The following is a 17791-nucleotide window of genomic DNA, read 5'->3' on the forward strand; positions in this document are numbered from 1 at the left end:
TGTCAAGTTGTCTTTCGCCAGTTGAAAAGGATAGATTTGTGGTCAGACACCCCACGACTTAAGGATAAACAGATGGCTTTTACGCAAATTATTGCTCGACTCCCGGCTGAAAACTGCGCGGCGGGCCTGACCACCGCCTCTCTGGGCGCACCGGACGCTGAACTCACCCGCCGTCAGTTCTGGGATTATCTCAACGCCATGTTAACGCTCAGATTGAAGGTGACGCTGTTACCCGCCGAAGCGGATTTTCCCGATGCACATTTTGTTGAAGATACCGCCGTGGTGATCCCGGAACTGGCGGTTATCACCCATCCTGGTGCACCCGCCCGCGCGGGTGAAGTCGAGTCGATGAAAGCGGTGCTGAAGGATTTTCGCCCACTGAAGATAATGAGTGACAAAGGCACGCTGGAAGGTGGCGACGTCATGCTGATCGATAAGGCGTTTTATATCGGGCTGACCACACGGACCAATGAGGCCGGGATCCGCGAATTTGCCAGTCTGGTGGAACCTCATGGTTACAGTGTCACGTCTGTTGAAGTGGATGAAGGATTGCATCTGAAGTCAGCGATAAACTATGTCGGAAAAAACACGCTGATTTCCACAGAAAAATTTGCGCGCCTGCCGCAATTTGCGCAATACAATCATCTGGTCATTCCCGACGACGAAATGTACGCCGGAAATACCCTGCTGATCAATGATACGCTGATTACCCCAACCGGTTACCCGGCAACGCTGGCGCAGTTGCGTACCCTAAATATGCCCATCATCGCGCTGGATACCAGTGAGATTCGCAAGATGGATGGCGGATTGACCTGCCTGTCGCTGCGTTTTTAAACCCGTGCGATACATCGCGCCGTTACGGGATATGGCTTAACTTTGTGGCAGTGCGCATCAACTGCGCACTGGGACTACGTCCAATCAGGACAAACTGGTATCCCGCATTACGCCACCAGACCAGATTCATCCCGTGGCGTTTTTCTTCGGTCAGCGCGCTGGTTTTATCCGGTACACAGCGTTTGGATTTGCTGTCCCATACCTGGCCTTTCGGGCAATCTGGCGTTTTGCTTTCACTGCTATCGTCCCCGGCAGCCAGCGCGGCAGGGAGATGTAGCGCCATCAGCAAAGCAGGCAGGATTAACCAGCGAACCCTGTTGTTCGTTTTCATCATGTATCCTCACGAAATGGCATCGAAGTGACCTTGTCAGAGAGTAAACAGCGCAGCCGCCATTTCTATTCGGAACATTTTTGCTTTTTTTACTGCTCGCCAAAACAGGTTGCGATATCAGGTTGGTGGCTACAGGCAATATGGTGGTTAATTCGCGCCATCATGTAGTCAAAAAACGGATTCGAATTGGCGCGCATCAGGGTATCCAGCCCGACGCTCAGCGTATTGCTCTCACCACGTAATGAAATCGCGCCCAGGCTGATGCCAAATTGGTTCTTCTCCGCAGGTTGCAGCCCGTACAACGAATCCGTCAGCGGGAATGGCACCGCCACATGAGACAAGGAGTACATCCCAGGCGGCCAGGCGATATGCAGCGGCTGCACCGTTTCCGCCCGTTGATTGGCCGGCGTGTCGCGCGCCACCGTGTCGGCGGTGGCGGGTGTCGCATTGGTGATCACCGTTGTCGCATAGGGACGCGGTGCAGGCGGTAACAGGTTGCTGACGGCGTTGTTCAAATCAGGGCGTAATAAGGCGCGCAGTTCAGCGGCCTGATTAATATCGAAAATCACCAACTGATTGCCGCGACTTTGCAGATGACGGTACAACGATGCCACTACCGCGCGGGTGCTGACGGTGGAATCCATCACTGACTGGAAGGTTAATACCGGCGCCAGGCTAGCCAGCCCCTGATGGCGTGATTGCAACAAAATTTGTTGTTGTAGCGCCTGCGTCAGCAGCCACGACTGGCGCGCCGCTTTGACCGGAAACGAGTTGTATTTATAGGGGTTAAACTCCGGCATCACATTCAGCCAGGCCGCTTTGGCAAAAGCCGGTAACACCGAAGGCAGGCCCGCCAGGCCAGCAAAACGGGCGAAGGTCGTTACACCAATCATGGGCGACAGCAGTACAATCTGTTGCGGCTGGCGCAGCGCAGGATCGTTGAGCGCATCCAGCGCATACTTCATTGCCAGCGCTCCGCCGTTGGAATATCCCACCAGGTGCAGCGGCACCGCTGTACCGGCACGCCTTGTCGCTTCGCGCACCGCCAGTCGGGTCACCGCCAGCCACTGCTCCCAGTTGACGCGGGTTAACGCGCCCGGTGCCGTGCCATGCCCCGGCAAACGTGGCACCACCGCCACGAATCCTTGTTGACGATAATCTTCTGCCAGATAGCGCATGCTGTAGGGGGAGTCTGTCAGACCGTGCAGCAGAACCACCGCGCCGCGCGGCGTGCTTTGCGGCATCAGAATAAATGAACGATTCCAGTCTGGTTGAAAGCGCGCCGGATAAACCAGGCTTTGTGCGTAGTAGCGATTGAGCGGTGTTTTTTCTGCGTCGTCCAGGGTGTTGGTAATGTCGCGTTGCATCTCGGCGAAAATCGCCGCTTCCCGCGCCTGATAATCGGCGAAAGTGGCGTGGTCGATCTCTTTTTCGTTCATCTCATCCGCTGACCAGGTATGCCAGCTTTGAAGCGGTGCACCACGTTCAGACTGATAAATACGCGCAATCAGGAAAATGACGGCGATGATCACGATGCCCGCCAGGATAAGTTTCAGCAGCGAGATCAGAGTTGGCCCTGGCCGGTTCAGCCACTGTTGCACGCGCGACATCGCCATATAATTTCCCGTGATTTAAAAACCGATACGTAACCACGCGAACAGCACATTGCCGTTGTTGTAGGTGCCGGGGATATAGGTAAATTGCACGGTTGCGCGCTTATAACCCGCCGAGAACAGCGGCAGCACAATCGGCAGCGGCACGTAATTCGCAAAGTCGTCACGCGCGGTGATACCCGCCGTCAGACCAAGCCCGAGGCGAAAATCATGCGCATTATCGAGATACCAACCTTTTTCCCACCCGTAACCGACAATCGGCTGCCACATATTATGCGAGTCTTTAAACATCATGGCGTAGAGCGCGCTCCAGTTGCCCTCGTCATTATAACGGGAGACACCGAAACCACCGCCCCACGGCGTTTCGTTATAGTTATCGGTTTTTTCTTTGTCGTAGGCGAAACGGGCATGCCAGGCGATAAACGGTAGATAGAGATCGTAATTTTGCGGTTGTTCCCAGGTCTGGGAAATATCATTGGTTAACCAGTTCCATCCGTTGCTGAGGGTGCCTTCAGCCTGAACGGGGGCCACAGAGAAAAACAGAACCACATACAAAGCCGCCAGAAAACTTCGCATGGTTTATCCTTAAGAAACATTTAAATAGAGCTTAAAGTCTGGGAAGTTTCTGAAGGTTTTGCAAATACAGAAGCAGGAAATATTGTCACTGGTCAGGTTGTGTTAATTTTTTTCCATTAATTCGCGCACCGTCGAGATAAATTGCGGCCAGTGGCGGAAACGAATCGCGGGCATATTGGCATGGCGATGTGATTTGAGCGATTGAACAAATGCCGCCGCCTGGGCTGCGACTTCATGATTATTATGCATATGATTCCCCTCTGATTGACGCGATATTTTTGCCGTTGTGGCATCGTGTGACCTGATGTGAGGAAGAATAAATCTGTCGCGTGGTGAGTAACAGCGGGGGCTTTTGCTGAAAGCATTCAAAATATTTGAAGAGGCGCACCCGACATAGCGCCGCGATTGCTCGCGCCCCTATGCCGGGTACGTGCTGTTAATGCACGCGTTTTCTGCGCCACCACAACAACACCAGCACGATCACCACCCCTGCCAGCGCCATACCCGCTCGCGCCATCCACATTAAGGGTGATGCGGCGCCACCCGCCCGCAGGGTTTTCACCCGGTCGGCGCTGATCTGCACCTGACTGTGCCCGATATCCTGCATCACGTAATTGGTGATATCGGCAATCTGCGCGTCACTGAGCGACGCGGCAAAACCGATCATCCCCTGACCTTTTTCCGGCCAGACACCCTGCAACACCGCCATTGCTACGTTATCTGCCGTTGGCTTATTCAGCACCGGATGATTTTGCAGCGCGGGCAGACCATTTAATCCCTGACCCGCAAGGTTATGACAGGCGGCGCAGTTGCTACGATACAGGGCGGCACCACTGCTGAGGCTGGCCTGTGGCGTATCATCGCCCTGCACCGGCGTCAGGCCCGGTTTCGCCGCGCTCGCCTGGGTTGCCGCCTCTGCCGGCAGCAGATAAGTGGCGATCGCCTGGCGATCTTCCGGCGTCATGCGTGAGAAGCTTTTATCGATCGCTTCCAGCATCGGTCCACCCGCCGTCGCGCCATTGCTGGCATGACCGGTCGCCAGGTAGTCAGCCAGCATCTCACGCGTCCAGTGCGGTTTGCCCTGCAACGTGGCGGCGGTGATATCCGGCGCGAACCAGGTACCCAGCGAAGCCCCCTGAAGATTTTTTGCCGACTGCTCCGCCATCAGGAAATTACGCGGCGTGTGGCAGGTGCTGCAATGGGTTAACCCCTGTACCAGATAAGCACCACGATTCCACTCGTCCGATTGCGTGGCGTCAGGCTGGAAGGGCCGTTTGTCGAGGAACAGCCAGTTCCACGCCGCCATACTGAAACGCAGATTGAACGGGAATGGCAACGCGGTTTTCTGCGGCTGCTCATCCACCGGCTGCACGCCGTGCATAAAATACGCGTACAACGCCGCCACATCTTCATCGCTCAGTTTCGCATAGGCGGTGTATGGCATCGCCGGATAGAGCTGGCTGCCGTCATCGCGTACCCCCTGACGCAACGCAGCCGCAAACTGCGCTTCGCTGTAATTCCCAATCCCGGCGGTTTTCGACGGCGTGATATTGGTGCTGAAGATAGTGCCCAACGGGCTGGCGATGGCATGCCCACCGCTAAACGGCGCTTTACCTTCCTCGCTGTGGCAGGCGCCGCAGTCACCGGCAATCGCCAGATATTCGCCACGTTTGATCTGCGCCTGTTGATCGGCAGCCTGAGCCTGACCTGCGACCACAGCCAGCACACCCGCAGCCAGCCATGCTTTCCATTGCTTAGCCATGTTGCGTCTCCTGCAAAATTTTATCGGCGGTGCGCAGCGCCAGCGCCATCGCAGTCAGTGTCACGTTACAGGTGCCGACCGTGGGCATCACGCCGGTGCCAACCATAAACAGGTTGTGATGATCGTGCGCGCGTCCCCAGGCATCGGTGACGCTGGTCGCCGGATCGATCCCCATCGACAGCGTGCCGGTGATATGTTGACGGTTGGAAAATTTGCCGCTTTTGCTGTGTTTGATGTTGGTCGCCCCCAGCTTTGCCGCGATGGCGTCATAGCACGCGCGGGTTTTTTCCGTCCCCTTCAACTCATAATCGCTGACATTCCAGTACAGCGCCGGTGTCGGCAAGCCAAGCGCATCTTTGTTGCTGCTCAACGTGACACGGTTATCTGGATCGGGAAGCTGCTCCATCGCATTTTTGATACTCAGGCGACGCGCCGCACGAAAACGGATCTCCTCCTGCAATTTCTTACCGAAGAAGCCTTCCGCCAGCACTTCTTTGGTCACTGCCGCGACCTGGGAGGCGTTGGAGATATCGATACGGAATGGCGCATGTTCGCGGCGGAAATCGCCATCGCGATACTGACCGATGGAGCACGGGCTGACCGGCCCACGGCCAGGCCAGATTTCTTCATCCACATCAAAGGTAACGCCAATGGCCGGGTGATCACACAGGTTGCGCCCCACGTTATCGCGCGCGTTAGCAATTCCCTGTGGAAACCTGTCGCTGGCCGACATCAGCAGCAGCTTTGGCGTTTCAATGGCGTTGGCTGCCAGCACGAAAGTTTCTGCGGTTACGCGATGGCTGACTTTATTCCAGTCGTAGTAGTTGGCGGCGACAATCTTACCCTGTGCATCATGCTCCAGTTGATACACCACCGCTTCGGTGATCACCTGCACGCCGCTGTCCTGCGCCTGTTGTGCCGCCAGACCGCCGTGATACTGCGCATCAATCGGACACACCGGCATACAGTTGTTATTACCGCAGCAGGCGGGACGGCCATCATAGCTGCGGCTGTTACGCCCGGTGCTGTCATCCAGTACGGTAAAATCCGGTGCCAGCCGCGCAGTGACGCGCTGTTGCAGCCAGGAGGCCGGTACGCGTTCCATCGGGTAAGGTTTGCTGCGCGGAGAGCCGTTATCGGGTGATCCACCCACTCCGGCAATGTCTTCCGCTTCGTAGTAGTAAGGTTCCAGCTCGTCATAACCAAACGGCCAGTCCTTACCCACGCCATATTGCGTTTGCTGACGGAAATCGTTGGGAACAAAACGCCATAACTGCGCTGCCCAGTGCCAGCTGGTCCCGCCAAACATACGGATGTACTGAGCGGCAAACGGGTGCGGCCCCAGTTGATGCAGGTAATCATTCGGTTCCGGCGTGTAACGCGGCTGCGGTGCCAGCTCGGAAAACGGATATGGCGACATAAAATCGGATTTGAACGCCGAGGCGCGAAAACGCGCCACCAGCTCGTCACGACCCACTTTCGGACCCGATTCCAGCAACAGGACCGATTTACCCGCTTTTGCCAGTCGGGTTGCCAGCAGTGATCCATTGACGCCCGCGCCAATCACCACCACATCGGCAGAATTTTTATTATTCATTAACGACATTGCTCTTAAAAATCAGGGCTGTTGCGCCCAGCTGCCACATTTGCCATACGAGAAACTCGGCGGCACCAGTTTGTCATTCACCAGTTGGTTGGCCAGCGTATTTACGTAAGTGACGTACAGCGCATGTTTGCCTTTGCCGACCACGCCGTTGTACCAACCTGCGAGAATCGCTTGCGCCAGTTTCTCGCTGGCCGCATCACTGGCGGCAAAGGTCAGTTGCTCCTGTTGCAGCAGCTCCGGCTGGCTTTGCAGCAAGGCTTTAAGCTGCGTCAGTCCGGCCATGAAATTCTGTTGGGTTTGATTCAGGGCAATCAGCAACGCATGAGCAACGGCGCTGTTGAGGTTCTCCTGCTGCGTCAGCCATTGAGAAACCTGAATAAAATCCGCCTGCGCGGATGCATTGGCCAGCGATTGCGCGGCATTGAGACGCGGGAGCGGCAACAGATGACCTGCGGCGCTGGTGATGACCACCAGGCCGGCCATCTTCAGCACACGACGGCGTGAGTAGAGCTTCATACTATTTTCCAGTGGTAAGGGGTTAACGTTTACGCCGCCATAACAGCCAAATCAGCAGGATGATCGCGACCAGTACAGCACCAGCAACCCCAAGCTGTGCCAGCAGGACCAGCGGCGACGAAGGACCGCCAGCGCGGATTTCAGCCACCTGCTCAGGTGACACTGTCACGCCTTGATTGCCGTAGCGATGCAGAATCCAGTTCGACAAGGTGGCGACTTGTTGATCATTCAGGTGGTTAAGTGCGTTCGGTTGTGCACCAAAGGGCGGCATAAACACGTTGCCCTGCGCGGTATCACGCTCGACACCAAACAGAATAGTCGCAATAAGATTAGAAGAATTACGCTCTGCCGTGGCGCTGTTATGGAACAGGCTGGGATAGAAACCATCTTTGGTACCCTGCCCACTGCTGCCGTGGCAGGAGGCGCAGTTACCCGAGAAAAGCCGTGCTCCCTCATCACTGACCGGTTGCGTAAAAGCCTGCCCCCGGAAGGCGACAAGGTTGTTGCCGGGCGTACCCTGGGTGAATCGCGAAGGGCCGGAAGCGAAGGCGGTATGATCCGGCACGCTCTGCATATACTCGGCGATCGCCGTCAGATCGGCATCCGACAGATGCTGGAAGCTGTGGGTAATGGCTTCCGCCATGCTACCCGCCGCCTGCGCCTTGCCCGCCAGACGGCCGGTACGCAGATAAGTCACCAGCTCCTGCTGCGACCACTGACCAATGCCGCTGACCGGATTAGCGGTAATGTTCGGTGCATACCACGAACCCACCTGTGCACCGGTAAAGGCATCAGCGGTTTTCTCCTGCATCAGGAAACCCCGCGGGGTATGGCAGGTGCTACAGTGCGCCGCCCCTTCCACCAGGTAACGCCCCCGGTTCCAGCTGGCGCTTTGTGCGGCGTCCGGCTGATAACCTGGCGCTTTCAGGAACAACGCATTCCAGAACATCATGGAAAACCGCAGGTTCAGCGGGAACGGCAGATGCGTCTGTGCCGTGGGGTGATCGACCGCCTGCACGCCCGACATAAAATACGCATACAGCGCATGAATATCGTCGTCAGTCAGCGTGGCATACGCGGTGTAAGGCATCGCCGGATAGAGATGTGCGCCGTCAGCCCGGATACCTTTACGCAGCGCATCAGCAAACTGTTGCTCGCTGTAATCGCCGATCCCGTCGGTTTTCGACGGCGTGATATTGGTGGCGATGATAGCGCCAACCGGCGAAGCAATGGCCTTGCCACCGGCAAACGGTTTCGCAGCTGAGGCGGTATGGCAGGCGGTACAGTCAGAGGCCACCGCCAGATATTCACCCTTTTTCACCAGTGCATCATCACTGGCGGCATGCGCCGCACCAGCGACAAAAACCAACATCAGCGCCAGGGCGGCAGGTTTTAACTTCAGCATCATCACGCCTCCTGTGCCTGTTTGACGATCGCATCAGCCGCTTTGAATGCCAGCGCCACCATGGTCAGGGTGCTGTTGCCGCAAGCGGTACTCGCCATCGCACCGCCGCCCGGCAGGAACAGGTTACGGTGATCGTGCGCACGACAGACGTTATCCACTACCGAATTAGCCGGATCATTGCCCATCATGGTGCCGCCCATGATGTGTTTGCTCTGGTTAAACTGTTTGGAAAATTTCTTGTCGATAGCGCCCATCGCCTCAGCGATGCGGTCGGCAATCGGTTTCGAGTAGTCGTTATAAGAACGACGGACGTAGTCGCCGACGTCGTAATGAATCGCTGGTTTCGGCAGGCCGAGCCAGTCCTTTTTGTCGGAGAGCGTCAGACGGTTGTTGGCATCCGGCAGGATTTCATGCGCCAACACAATGTCAGCGGTGCAGGCAGTCATGCGACGGATTTCTTCGTCCAGCGCTTTGCCCACCAGCCCTTTCTGCAACGCGCCAAAAGTGACAAAACGGTTGCGGGCAAAGTTGTTGAAGCGGAAATAGGCTCCGGCGTGCTCGGAACGGAAATCCCCCTGCGAGGTTTCCATAATCCCGCTGTTGACCACCGGCCCCACACCTGCCCAGTAGGGTTCTTCCAGCGTCACCGTCATGGTGATTTGCGGATGGTCCATCATATTGCGCCCAACCTGATCCGAGCTGTTGGCAATGCCGTTCGGGTTGCGACTATCCGCCGACATCAGCAGCAGTTTGGGCGTTTCCAGACCATTACAGGCGATGATAAACAGCTTGCCGCTGACACGATGGGTTTGCTTATGTTGGTCATAGTAATGCACCGCTTCGATGTGGTTTTTGGCATTGGTTTCAATGCGCCACACCACTGCGTTATCGAGAATGGTCGCCCCTTTGGCTTCCAGGCGTGACAACGCGGTCGCGCCATCATATTTGGCCCCGACCGGACATACCGGAACGCAGTTGTTATTGGCGCAGCAGGCGGGACGGTCATCGTATGATGTGCCGCTGTTACGCGCCTGCGCTGTCGGGATGTTATGCAGACCCAGCTTCTCGCGTACCACCTCGGTAAAACGCGCTTCGCCAGGACCAAACGGCAGCGCTGGCATTGGATAGGGTTTTGAGCGCTGCGGTGGCCATTGCAACGCTGGGTCAGCCGGACCACAGATACCGAGTTTGTACTCGGCGCGTACGTAGTAAGGTTCCAGCGTGTCATAGTCGAAAGCCCAGTCGCGACCTACGCCATACCGGGTATGTAGCTGCATATCGGCAGGAGTCAGACGCCAGCAAGTGCCCGCCCAATGCCAGGTCGAACCACCGGCATAGCGCACGTAACTTTGGGCGTAGGAATCATTGCCGCTCAGTTGTAGGTAACCTTTACCGGCACCCGCGGGTTCCGGGTGCGGCGCCCATTCGCGCGAGGGATAACACTCTATCGGGTTACCTTTAGCTGCCAGCGGCAGATTACGGTAGTTCTCCACGATCTCGGCACGCGAGACGCGCGGACCGGCTTCCAGCATCAGGACTGGAATACCGGCGTCCAGCAGTTGCTCTGCGATCACCACACCGACCACGCCGGTACCGACGATCACCACAGGTGACTGATTTGGGGCTGCCATAATTGTCTTCTTATCAGATTCAGAATTGCGGTACGGGAAGGACCGGCGTGTTAGCGCGCTGCCAGTTGTTGGGACCACTGATGCCGTAAGACGGAATGGTGATCACATCCAACGTGGTGTGCCAGGTGAGCGCCTGTTCATAAGCGAAGGTCTTAGTGGAGCGCGTTGGGGCGAGGCTGCCGGTGTACCAGCCAAAGATGATTTTGTACGCCAGGTTTTGTAATGCGCCCTGCGGGATGTCCGGGAAGAAATCTTCCACCTTAAAAGCGTTGCGCACCCGGGCGATGGCGAGAAGCTGGTTGATGTTCTCCAGCAAGCCCTGCTCTTCGCTTTCCAGCAGTGCCAGCATGAGCTGACCGACGGCATCATCCAGCTGATGATTCACCAGCAGGCGGGAGATCTGCATAAAAGGGGCAAAACCGGGTGACGGTTGGGCAAACGCAAACGACGGTAACGCCGAGGTGACCAGCCCACTGGCAATGATCACCGCACCAGAAAGCAGCACTTTCCGGCGTGAGAGTTGGATCTTTCCGGCGGAAAGATCGTCTGACTGCAACATGTTGTTTCCCTGACTTTTCACATTACTCAACACCACCGCCCAGGCGATGGCGAAAGACATCATTGTTAGCTGTTATTTATTTGCTTCGAATATTAACAATCACACAACGCAACATTAATTAAATGACTCATAATTGCACTGGTTATTAATATATTAAATGAAAGTTAAACAAAAACCGTACGAGATGAAGTTTTTGCGTCAGAGATGAGTGGGATCGGTCAGGAAATGAACGTGGGGGGGCCGCTACGAGGAAATGCAGGGGGTAAAAAAGTTGTCAATCAGTTGACTGGCGGTGTCACTCTTATCGAGCGTCAGACAAAGCTCAACATCGTCGGCAAAACCCCTTTCAATCAACTCCAGCGCCGATGCACATTGCTGTAACGGAGCAAAATCGTGCTGCCGTGCAGATTGATACGCCGCCAGCGCCATTTCCGCTTCCGGTGAACGCAGGCGTTCCCCCAAAGCAGCAACGATCCCACCTGCCGCCACATAATCCTCAATCGCCGGACGTAGGCTACCATCCGGCCAGCGTTCACCGCAGGGGATCACCAGAATGCTGTGATAATGCCGACAGGCAACAGCCGTGGCCTGTCGATTACGCAGTCCGGCAGTGAACACCTGCGCGCCCTTTTCCCACGCCTTAAACGCGACAGTTGAACCGTTTGGTGATGGCAGCACCAGTCGGGTTCCGGGGGTGATTTTTAATAAGGATGCGGGGGATAAAGTAAAAGTACGATCAGAGAAACGACGGTCAATACTGGCAGCCTGAGCGCCAATTTCAGCGGCATAGCGTTGAGCCGAATCATCCTTCCACGGCCATGGGGCAATCAATGCACCCTTCTCATTCGCCAGACTGACACAGGTAGAAAACGACATCACATCCACCACAATCACGCAGTCGACGTGCTGTGCCAGATGTTCTGCGGCACTGCTGCCCCATTCGAGGCGAATATCAAATGCTTGCTGAGAGAAGAAAGATTGCGACATGGTCAGAGGGGGCCTGGGTAGCGGCGCGATTTATCGCGCATTTTTTTGCTACATACTATACGTAGCAGCGCGATAAATCGCGCTGCTACGTTCAGGTGTACTTATTTCAGCGCAATCCGTGCCACGCTGTCTTTACCCTGGGTGGAGTTGTCTTTATTGAACGCCTGTTTCAGGGAAACATACAGGGTTTGACCATCCGCAGAGACCAGCAGGCTGTTCGGATTGGTGTCGAATGACCAGCTGTTTTTCACCGCATAGCTGGTCGCATCCAGCTGCAACACTTTCTTCGACTCGCGCTGCGAAATATAGATCTCATTGCGTTTGGCGTTGAACTTAATGCCCAGCGCATCGCCCGGAATACGCTTGATCACTTTGCCGCTGTGTTCGTCGAATACCAGGGTGGTTTTGCCTTTGGAATCGTCGGTGACGAACAGACGACCGGTGGCCGGATCTTCGGCCATATTCAGGAACAGATATTCCTTGCCATCACCCGCTGTCCAGCGCTGCTCGATTTTATGCGTACGCGGATTAATCACCACAATCTCACCTGCGCCATTGGCAGCATAAACACGATCGGTCAGCGGCGAGTAAATGATCCCCGTTACCCACTTACCGGCGTTCTTGATGGTGGTTTTCAGTTTGAAGGTTTTGGTATCTACCACCGAGATAAAGCCCGGATCGGCTACGCGGCCAACGTACAATTCATTGCCGTGCAGCAGCATTTCGCGCGCACCCGGCACATCACCGTCTTTATCTTTCTTGCCACCCAACATCAGGCGTTCCAGCACTTTGCCGCTCTGTGCATCGACTTTCGACACGCCACCATCCAGCGAGTTGGTGGTGTAGAACACGCTACCTTCACCCTCAATCGCCATGCCGAAGTTTTTCAGATCGGTATGGGTTTCGCCTTTGGTCGCCAGGGTCGTGGGGTCGAGACGATAAATCATCCCGCCGTTCACGTCTTTAAAGCCCTGGGCACTCGCAACAAACAACGCATTCGCTGCCGGTGAGTACGCCAGTTCATACAGGCCATCACCCAGTACGCGTTGGGTCAACTGGGTATCCGCTGGTTTCACCGCCGCAGCGGCGACAGGTGCTTCGGCTTTTTTGGCCGGAGCCTGGCAGCCCATCAGGCTAAAGGCGGCGATGACGGCGGCTGCAATGGCGGCCTGACGCGGGCTGAAAAACGATTTCATTCTGAACTCCATCAATGGATAAACGGATTCCGGCAGGCCGTAGCCATCACGGAAGGAACGTAGAAAGAATGAGAATAATACGCATTAACGAAAACTAAGCAAATTAGCCGTAAACAATGGGTTAGCGGAGATGAATCACCTGTAACGTAAACGCGATTTTCAGCTGAAAAATACCCGGTTTCAACGCTAAATCCCCGGCTGAATTAAGTAAACGATAGCAATTAAATGGGTAACTACGCCCCTATCCAATTGATTTAAATCACCTATACAAATGTTTACACATTTGAATGAAACCTTTTTCGAATTTTTAAAGCAAATGATTATCATTGGCTTTCTCAATTTATGCGCTTCTTAGCGTTAAATGCCCAGCATGGCTGTGGCGTAATAAAAATCAGAAGCGACACAACAGCAGACCACGTTTATTTTGGCGGGAAATATTATGTCTTCGAATCGCAGGGAAACTCGCGCGGGCTTTAGCGCGTCTGGTATCCGCAAAACCTTCACCGTGTCATTGTTGGCAATGGCGGTACACACCCTACTCAATCCAGCACTGGCGGCAGATACTACGACGACTCAGCAAGATCTGGTGGTTAATGCCAACACCAGTAGCGACACCACCGCACAGGACAAGACCGATTACCAGGTAAAAACCACGCGTGCCGGCACTAAGCTGCTGCTGACCCCGCGCGATGTGCCGCAATCCGTCAGCGTCATTACCCAGCAGCGTATGCAGGATCAGCAACTGCAAACGGTCAATGATGTTCTGAATAACACCACGGGCATCACCAGTAACTTGATTGATAGTGAGCGCACCTACTATTTCTCGCGTGGTTTCGAGTTGAACAACTTTACCTTTGACGGTATTCCAACCACCGTCGGGGATGCATGGAACTATGGCGATGCAGCGTCAGATACCGCAATTTATGATCGTATCGAAGTAGTTCGCGGTGCAACCGGCCTGATGACAGGAGCGGGTAGCCCATCGGCCTCCGTCAATATGGTGCGTAAACACGCCGACAGCAAAGAGTTCACCGGCACGCTCAGCGCCAGTTACGGTAGCTGGAATAAACAACGCTATGTCGCGGATGTTTCCACCCCGTTGAATGAATCAGGATCGGTGCGTGGTCGCGTGATTGCGGGTTATCAGAACCAAGACAGTTGGTTGGATCGTTACAGCAAAAACACCAAATTCCTCTATGGCGTGGTGGATGCGGATATCACCGACAACACCACGTTATCACTCGGCTATGATTATCAGGATGCTGACACCAAAGACCCCACCTGGGGTGGCAATCCGGTGTTTTACAGCAATGGTGCCTTGACCCATTACACGCGCAGCCTGAACTCTGCTGCCGACTGGACCTACTACCACACCACCGCACGCAAAGTGTATGCCGATCTGGTACATAACTTCGATAATGGCTGGACTTTCCGCCTGAACGGCACACATGCTGAAAACACTTTCAGCGATAAACTCCTGTATGTGGGTTATTTGTCGAACCCGGACCAGGACACCGGTGAAGGTGCCGATGGGTTTGGCAGTATGGACCGCGGCAAGCGTGAGCTGACCTCGGTGGATGGTTATGCCAGCGGTCCGTTCGAGCTGTTCGGACGTCAGCATCAACTGATGGCCGGTGTGAGTTACAGCCGTCAGCATAATGTGACATATAGCAGCAACGGCATTACGGATGAGGATGCCGGTGATATCGCCGCCAGTGATATCGGTATCTTTAACAATCACTGGAATGGCGATGTCGCAGAGCCAACGTGGGGTGACTGGTACCAGAACGCAGATGACGTGGTGCGCCAGAAATCGGCCTACACAGCCGCTCGCTTCTCACTTGCCGATCCGCTGTCGTTGATTGTCGGTGCACGTTACACCCAATACAGCACCAATGGTAGCAGTGGCAATATGGATAAAAACAACATCACGCCATATGCGGGTGTGGTGTATGACATCAACGATACCTGGTCGGCTTACGCTAGTTATACCTCTATCTTCCAGCCGCAAACCTATCGTGACACCAGTGGACATTATCTGTCCCCAGTCACGGGTAAAAGTTATGAAACCGGCCTGAAATCCGCCTGGTTTGATGGTCGTCTGACTGCAACTATGGCTATCTTCCGTATTGAACAAAACAATGTCGGTCAGGCAATAGATGGTGTTTATGTTAATAACAGTAGCGAGCAGGCTTATTCCACAACCAAAGGAGCACGCAGTAAGGGTGCCGAGTTTGAGCTGAACGGCGCGCTCACCGATAACCTGCAAATGACCTTTGGCGCAACCCGCTATGTCGCGCGAGACTCGGAGGGCCGTTATAACCCGGATCAACCGCAAACTGACTTTAAATTGTTTACCAGCTATCGCCTGCCGATGCTTCAGGAACTCACTGTTGGTGGGGGTATCAACTGGCAAAACCGTGTGTTTGAAGATGTCTCGGCCCCCGATGGCAGCACGAAACGCGTTTACCAGGGCAGCTACCCGCTGGCTAACCTGTTTGCCCGCTATCAGGTCACTAAACAGGTTTCTGTGCAGGCTAACGTGAATAACCTGTTCGACCGTACGTATTACACATATATGAGTGGCTACGTTTACGGTGAACCGCGTAATGTCTCGGTCAGCGTGTCATATCAGTTCTGATAAATAAGGGCAGCGCCCTGCATTAACAGGGCGCTGCGTATTTATTTATAAACCGTTGCCGTGGCACGGACTTTGTCACCCTCATTACCCGAGGTAATGACAAAATATTTTCCGCCCATCTCATCCGCTTTTTTTGAAATTTCCTCCATCGCCGCACGCGGAGAAGTATGTTCTTTGGTAGAACTTACCGTCCCGACTTTCTCGTATTGCTTCGCTTCAGCTTTACTGATTTCCTTTGCCGCAAAGGCTGAACCACAAATTAACGAAGCGGTGACGATCGCTAGCATACTTGCCATCAACTTTTTCATTATCACACCTCAAAGCGTATTGAATTTTGGATGATTATTGCAGCAATTAAATTTTTAGACTGAGTTTGAAAAATTGCAAGCCATCTATTTAAAACTTAATAAGGACAAAAAAATATAATTATTAATTATCACATTGCATCCAAAACCGATTAAAAACCATAAAAATAATTTAGCGCTTCGCTTGATTACTATAATTCATCGGCTACGGTTACTTCAAAACAGCAATGAATTTGAAACTATTACACCGACGTATTTCTTCCTGTTTTCTATTTTTCTCTGGCCTTGATTTCAGCAAGACTTGGTACTGATTAAGTTTTTATCCCACTAAGCAGAGATTTATGAATGAAATAAAAAAGCACCTGTCCATGCTGAAACAGGCGCTGGATAAAGGTGCTGCCAAAATCAGCGGTAATCCCGCCAAAGTGAATGCGTTGTCAGGCAACATGGACAAATTTGAGTTCTCGTTCAACATCGTGTCCCCCTGGATGAGGTATTGAAAGTGAAGAAACCTATACATGCCATTGCGGTGTTGATTCTCTGGATTGGCTTCTGCTTGCCGCTTGTCAATGCGGCAGCCGTTTTGCCTGGCTGGAACGACTCAGCCGCGAAAGAAAAGCTGGTCAGCTTTGTCCAAAAAGCCACACAGCCGGGCGGTGCCGCATATGTGCCGCCAGAGGCGCGGATTGCGGTATTCGACAATGACGGAACCTTATGGATTGAACAGCCCGCTTACGTTCAGTTGATCTACCTGATGGATCGCATCAAAGCGCTGGCTCCCCAGCATCCCGAATGGAAAAACCAACAACCGTTCAAAGGGATACTGGAAAACGATATGCAGGCTGTCGCGGCGACAGGTAATGAGGGTCTGATGGCGATTGAACATGCTGCCGATGCAGGGATGACGACCGAGGATTTCAAAGCCAGTGTGACGCAGTGGCTGCAAACCGCACGTCACCCGCGTTTCAAACGCCCCTATACCGAACTGGTTTATCAGCCGATGCTGGAATTGCTGAGTTATCTACGCGCCAACGGTTTCAAAACCTACATCGTTTCGGGTGGTGGCACTGACTTTATGCGCCCCTGGGCGGAAAAAACCTATGGCATCCCGCCAGAGCAGGTGATCGGTTCCACTGACAAACTCACCTTTGAAATCGGTAAAGACGGTAAACCCCGGTTGATTAAGCAAGGAGCGATTAACTTTATCGATGATGGCGCCAATAAGCCTATCGCGATTTATCGAAATATTGGTCGTATGCCTATTCTGGCGTTTGGCAACTCCGACGGTGATTTGCCGATGCTGCAATACGTCGCCGCTGGAGCGAAAACCAATCTGGTTCTCTATCTGCATCACGATGATGCTGACCGTGAATATGCCTATGACCGTAAATCCAGCATCGGCAGGCTGGATAAAGGTCTGGACGAAGCGAAGAAACAAGGCTGGCCGGTGATCAGTATGAAAGCAGACTGGAATACCGTGTTCCCACCTGTGAGTGAGCACAGTCATTGAGGAGGCGTTATGCGTTACTTACCTTTGTTAGTTTTAGTGATCAACCTTTGTCCCCTGATAAGTCTGGCGAAATCACCCTATGACGATCTCGCTTATGCCCTGAGAGAACAGCAAATCATTGGCGACCTGAAACAACATTGCCACATTCCGGCGGGAACCACAGATGAGCATATCCGCCAGGTTTTTCTTAACAGCAAAGATAACCATGATGCCGTGATTCATGCTGCTCAGGCGTTGAAAGCCCAGCACAAAGATACTTACCGGCAACAGATAGCGCAGGTTAACTGCCCCGATAAGTCCGCTTTTATGAGTCATTAAC

Annotated in this window: 18 protein-coding genes; 5 read left to right on the forward strand and 13 right to left on the reverse strand. The window is 54.0% G+C overall.

Translation table 11 applies throughout. The annotated features are described in order from the left end of the window. Positions 1–72 precede the first annotated feature (72 nt). Entirely contained in the window at positions 73–834 is a 762-nt protein-coding gene (locus AC6I8N_RS21995) for a dimethylarginine dimethylaminohydrolase family protein (RefSeq protein WP_497830759.1), read from the forward strand. A 22-nt stretch (positions 835–856) separates the two neighbouring features. Here the strand turns inward: AC6I8N_RS21995 and AC6I8N_RS22000 are convergent, their stop codons facing one another. The 12 genes from AC6I8N_RS22000 to AC6I8N_RS22055 all read right to left on the reverse strand — a co-directional run bounded on the left by AC6I8N_RS22000 (position 857) and on the right by AC6I8N_RS22055 (position 13016). After that, positions 857–1168: a hypothetical protein gene (locus AC6I8N_RS22000; RefSeq protein ID WP_497830760.1), complete on the reverse strand. Its 312-nt coding sequence runs from the start codon at positions 1166–1168 to the stop codon at positions 857–859. Between the two features lie 86 nt (positions 1169–1254). Further along, positions 1255–2781 carry an alpha/beta hydrolase gene (locus tag AC6I8N_RS22005; RefSeq protein WP_497830761.1) on the reverse strand — a complete coding sequence of 509 codons (1527 nt, stop codon included), beginning with the start codon at positions 2779–2781 and terminating at the stop codon, positions 1255–1257. Between the two features lie 15 nt (positions 2782–2796). After that, positions 2797–3354, reverse strand: coding sequence for a lipid IV(A) palmitoyltransferase PagP (pagP, locus tag AC6I8N_RS22010; protein ID WP_208725668.1), 558 nt, complete (start codon positions 3352–3354; stop codon positions 2797–2799). A gap of 102 nt (positions 3355–3456) precedes the next feature. Next, the gene (locus tag AC6I8N_RS22015; RefSeq protein ID WP_208725671.1) at positions 3457–3603 is read right to left on the reverse strand and encodes a hypothetical protein; all 147 of its coding nucleotides are present in this window, start codon (positions 3601–3603) and stop codon (positions 3457–3459) included. 187 nt (positions 3604–3790) lie between these two features. Then, positions 3791–5116, reverse strand: coding sequence for a cytochrome c (locus tag AC6I8N_RS22020; RefSeq protein ID WP_497830762.1), 1326 nt, complete (start codon positions 5114–5116; stop codon positions 3791–3793). Continuing rightward, positions 5109–6713: a GMC family oxidoreductase gene (locus AC6I8N_RS22025; protein ID WP_497830763.1), complete on the reverse strand. Its 1605-nt coding sequence runs from the start codon at positions 6711–6713 to the stop codon at positions 5109–5111. Before AC6I8N_RS22025 ends, AC6I8N_RS22020 begins: the two co-directional genes overlap by 8 nt. A gap of 21 nt (positions 6714–6734) precedes the next feature. Beyond that, positions 6735–7238: a sugar dehydrogenase complex small subunit gene (locus AC6I8N_RS22030; protein WP_497830764.1), complete on the reverse strand. Its 504-nt coding sequence runs from the start codon at positions 7236–7238 to the stop codon at positions 6735–6737. A gap of 22 nt (positions 7239–7260) precedes the next feature. Continuing rightward, positions 7261–8646, reverse strand: coding sequence for a c-type cytochrome (locus AC6I8N_RS22035; RefSeq protein WP_497830765.1), 1386 nt, complete (start codon positions 8644–8646; stop codon positions 7261–7263). Beyond that, on the reverse strand, positions 8646–10274 hold the full coding sequence (locus tag AC6I8N_RS22040; protein ID WP_497830766.1) for a GMC family oxidoreductase: 1629 nt from the start codon (positions 10272–10274) through the stop codon (positions 8646–8648). The genes AC6I8N_RS22035 and AC6I8N_RS22040 overlap by 1 nt, the downstream gene beginning before the upstream one ends. A gap of 19 nt (positions 10275–10293) precedes the next feature. Beyond that, complete coding sequence (locus tag AC6I8N_RS22045; protein WP_497830767.1) at positions 10294–10896, reverse strand: sugar dehydrogenase complex small subunit; 603 nt, start codon at positions 10894–10896, stop codon at positions 10294–10296. Between the two features lie 180 nt (positions 10897–11076). Further along, on the reverse strand, positions 11077–11820 hold the full coding sequence (locus AC6I8N_RS22050; RefSeq protein ID WP_497830768.1) for a 2-phosphosulfolactate phosphatase: 744 nt from the start codon (positions 11818–11820) through the stop codon (positions 11077–11079). Between the two features lie 101 nt (positions 11821–11921). After that, positions 11922–13016 (reverse strand): YncE family protein, encoded by a 1095-nt coding sequence (locus tag AC6I8N_RS22055; RefSeq protein ID WP_497830769.1) that lies wholly within the window; start codon positions 13014–13016, stop codon positions 11922–11924. Between the two features lie 439 nt (positions 13017–13455). Here AC6I8N_RS22055 and fhuE point away from each other — a divergent pair, with 439 nt between their 5' ends. Further along, positions 13456–15657 (forward strand): ferric-rhodotorulic acid/ferric-coprogen receptor FhuE, encoded by a 2202-nt coding sequence (fhuE, locus tag AC6I8N_RS22060; RefSeq protein ID WP_497830770.1) that lies wholly within the window; start codon positions 13456–13458, stop codon positions 15655–15657. A gap of 41 nt (positions 15658–15698) precedes the next feature. Here fhuE and AC6I8N_RS22065 read toward each other — a convergent pair whose 3' ends face one another. Further along, a complete protein-coding gene (locus tag AC6I8N_RS22065) occupies positions 15699–15965 on the reverse strand; it encodes a YdgH/BhsA/McbA-like domain containing protein (RefSeq protein ID WP_497830771.1) in 267 nt (88 codons plus the stop codon). 338 nt (positions 15966–16303) lie between these two features. On the opposite strand from AC6I8N_RS22065, the gene AC6I8N_RS22070 reads away from it, so the two are divergent. Genes AC6I8N_RS22070 through AC6I8N_RS22080 form a run of 3 tightly spaced genes read left to right on the forward strand, consistent with a single transcriptional unit; the run spans position 16304 to position 17790 of the window. Continuing rightward, positions 16304–16462 (forward strand): alkyl sulfatase C-terminal domain-containing protein, encoded by a 159-nt coding sequence (locus AC6I8N_RS22070; protein WP_497830772.1) that lies wholly within the window; start codon positions 16304–16306, stop codon positions 16460–16462. Positions 16463–16464: 2 nt separating this feature from the next. Continuing rightward, on the forward strand, positions 16465–17472 hold the full coding sequence (locus AC6I8N_RS22075) for an HAD family hydrolase (RefSeq protein ID WP_497830773.1): 1008 nt from the start codon (positions 16465–16467) through the stop codon (positions 17470–17472). Positions 17473–17481: 9 nt separating this feature from the next. After that, positions 17482–17790: a YicS family protein gene (locus AC6I8N_RS22080; RefSeq protein WP_497830774.1), complete on the forward strand. Its 309-nt coding sequence runs from the start codon at positions 17482–17484 to the stop codon at positions 17788–17790. Position 17791 lies beyond the last annotated feature (1 nt).

The sequence above is a fragment of the Pantoea sp. X-Soil-TKNS-1279 genome (genome assembly GCF_059730565.1).

Bases quoted from the DNA above. Each gene is read 5' to 3' on its own strand.
- AC6I8N_RS21995 (WP_497830759.1), top strand. From the start codon at position 73: ATGGCTTTTACGCAAATTATTGCTCGACTCCCGGCTGAAAACTGCGCG.
- AC6I8N_RS22000 (WP_497830760.1), bottom strand. From the start codon at position 1,168: ATGATGAAAACGAACAACAGGGTTCGCTGGTTAATCCTGCCTGCTTTG.
- AC6I8N_RS22005 (WP_497830761.1), bottom strand. From the start codon at position 2,781: ATGGCGATGTCGCGCGTGCAACAGTGGCTGAACCGGCCAGGGCCAACT.
- pagP (WP_208725668.1), bottom strand. From the start codon at position 3,354: ATGCGAAGTTTTCTGGCGGCTTTGTATGTGGTTCTGTTTTTCTCTGTG.
- AC6I8N_RS22015 (WP_208725671.1), bottom strand. From the start codon at position 3,603: ATGCATAATAATCATGAAGTCGCAGCCCAGGCGGCGGCATTTGTTCAA.
- AC6I8N_RS22020 (WP_497830762.1), bottom strand. From the start codon at position 5,116: ATGGCTAAGCAATGGAAAGCATGGCTGGCTGCGGGTGTGCTGGCTGTG.
- AC6I8N_RS22025 (WP_497830763.1), bottom strand. From the start codon at position 6,713: ATGAATAATAAAAATTCTGCCGATGTGGTGGTGATTGGCGCGGGCGTC.
- AC6I8N_RS22030 (WP_497830764.1), bottom strand. From the start codon at position 7,238: ATGAAGCTCTACTCACGCCGTCGTGTGCTGAAGATGGCCGGCCTGGTG.
- AC6I8N_RS22035 (WP_497830765.1), bottom strand. From the start codon at position 8,646: ATGATGCTGAAGTTAAAACCTGCCGCCCTGGCGCTGATGTTGGTTTTT.
- AC6I8N_RS22040 (WP_497830766.1), bottom strand. From the start codon at position 10,274: ATGGCAGCCCCAAATCAGTCACCTGTGGTGATCGTCGGTACCGGCGTG.
- AC6I8N_RS22045 (WP_497830767.1), bottom strand. From the start codon at position 10,896: ATGATGTCTTTCGCCATCGCCTGGGCGGTGGTGTTGAGTAATGTGAAA.
- AC6I8N_RS22050 (WP_497830768.1), bottom strand. From the start codon at position 11,820: ATGTCGCAATCTTTCTTCTCTCAGCAAGCATTTGATATTCGCCTCGAA.
- AC6I8N_RS22055 (WP_497830769.1), bottom strand. From the start codon at position 13,016: ATGAAATCGTTTTTCAGCCCGCGTCAGGCCGCCATTGCAGCCGCCGTC.
- fhuE (WP_497830770.1), top strand. From the start codon at position 13,456: ATGTCTTCGAATCGCAGGGAAACTCGCGCGGGCTTTAGCGCGTCTGGT.
- AC6I8N_RS22065 (WP_497830771.1), bottom strand. From the start codon at position 15,965: ATGAAAAAGTTGATGGCAAGTATGCTAGCGATCGTCACCGCTTCGTTA.
- AC6I8N_RS22070 (WP_497830772.1), top strand. From the start codon at position 16,304: ATGAATGAAATAAAAAAGCACCTGTCCATGCTGAAACAGGCGCTGGAT.
- AC6I8N_RS22080 (WP_497830774.1), top strand. From the start codon at position 17,482: ATGCGTTACTTACCTTTGTTAGTTTTAGTGATCAACCTTTGTCCCCTG.